General features: G+C 36.7%; 1 protein-coding gene. It reads left to right on the top strand.

Going from position 1 to position 1770, the window contains the following annotated elements; all coding sequences use genetic code 11:
- Window positions 1-142: 142 nt before the first annotated feature.
- A complete protein-coding gene (locus tag H4J59_RS01780) occupies window positions 143-1579 on the top strand; it encodes an IS1182 family transposase (protein WP_182236306.1) in 1437 nt (478 codons plus the stop codon).
- Window positions 1580-1770: the final 191 nt, after the last annotated feature.

Below are 1770 nucleotides of genomic sequence, written 5' to 3'. Positions count from 1 at the left end.
AGCCCAGCCTGTGTGAAAACGTTTTGATCACTTTTTCGAATAAGCACCGAATACTTATGATCAATCAATCTCAAAACAAGATAATAAATCACTCTATATTTGCTATAATATTCATTAGGTTAATTGATTATATGTTGGCTATATGTCACGTCATATTAAAGGTTTATCTCGCTCCCAAGCAACCCTCTTTCCAGAAATGCTTGAAGATTTTGTCGCTAAAGAAAATCCTGTTAGAGTAATTGATGTATTTGTCGAGGGGTTAGATTTAGAAAACCTTGGTTTCAAAGGTGTTCAATCTAAAGCAACTGGCCGACCTGGTTATCATCCAGCCATATTACTCAAAATTTATATCTATGGTTATTTAAACCGAATTCAGTCATCACGCTGTCTAGAGCGAGAAACACAACGTAATGTTGAACTTATGTGGCTCACGGAGCGTTTATCACCAGACTTTAAAACAATCGCTGACTTTAGAAAAGATAACCATCTTGGAATTAAAAACGCCTGTAAAACGTTCGTTCAAATGTGCCATAAATTCAATATGTTTAGTGAAGCGACCGTTGCCATTGATGGTAGTAAATTTAAGGCGTCAAACAACAAAGATAAAAACTACACACCGAGTAAAATAAAGTCACATATTGAGCGAGTAGAAAAACATATTAATAAATATTTTCAGCAACTTGAACAATCAGATTCACAAGAGAACTCACCAAATAACATTGCTAATATTGAATCTAAGTTAGACTTCCTAAAACAACATCTCGTCGAACTAAAAGAGATGGAGTTAGCCGTAAATAATCATCCTGATAAACAAATATCAACGGTCGATCCAGATAGTCGCTTGATGAAAACACAGGGTATGACACGAGCGGTTTGCTATAACATACAAAGCGCTGTCGATACGAAACATCATTTAATTGTTGCTCACGAAGTCACCAATACAACCGATAGAGGCCAGTTGTGCAACATGACCAAACAGACACTTAAAGCGTTAGGGAAAAGTGTTACGACGATATTGGCAGATAAAGGTTATTACAGCCGACAAGATATTAAAGATACTCAAGATTTAGGTGTATCGACTCTTGTACCTAAAACCGATACATCAGGCTCAGAAAAGAAGGGGATTTTTAACAAGTCACTGTTTCAATACAATCAAGATAATGATGTTTATATTTGCCCCGCGGGCAATGAGCTTCAACATCGATTCAATGCGATAGAAGGAGGGTTAGATATCAAAATTTACTTCAATGGTATGGCTTGTAAAAATTGTACTATCCGAAGCCAATGTACCCGTTCTAAAAAAGACCCAAGAAGAATGAGACGTTGGATCCATGAAGCTGATATGGAAAAAATGGAAGCCTTGCTCGAAGCAACGCCTGATGCGATGCTTCAACGAAAACAAACGGTTGAACATCCCTTTGGTACGATTAAGTTGTGGGCAGGAGCCACGCACCTTTTAACAAGAGGGTTTAAAAATGTCAGTACAGAATTGAACCTGCATGTATTGGCGTATAATTTAAAAAGAATGCTCAATATATTTGGAATAGAAAAGTTGATGAAGGAAGTGATGTTGCCGTAAGAGGTAACTCTTTCCTTAAAAGACCCAAATATGTTTCAAATAGGAGCCAACATCAGCAATTTTCAACGAATAAAAAATATAAAGCATGGATATTCATAAATATCGGCTTCGCTACGCGAAGCCTTATAAAGAGCTGATATAAACCCTCAATAATGAAAACTTACAATAATTAGTTTTCACACAGGCTGAGC

This window comes from Colwellia sp. MB02u-10 (assembly GCF_014077185.1).
Taxonomy (GTDB): Bacteria; Pseudomonadota; Gammaproteobacteria; order Enterobacterales; family Alteromonadaceae; genus Cognaticolwellia.
Note: the sequence above shows the minus strand (reverse complement) of the source record. Positions and strands in the feature narration are given on the sequence as shown.

Coding starts and splice junctions, on each gene's coding strand:
- H4J59_RS01780 (WP_182236306.1), top strand. CDS start 143: ATGTCACGTCATATTAAAGGTTTATCTCGCTCCCAAGCAACCCTCTTT.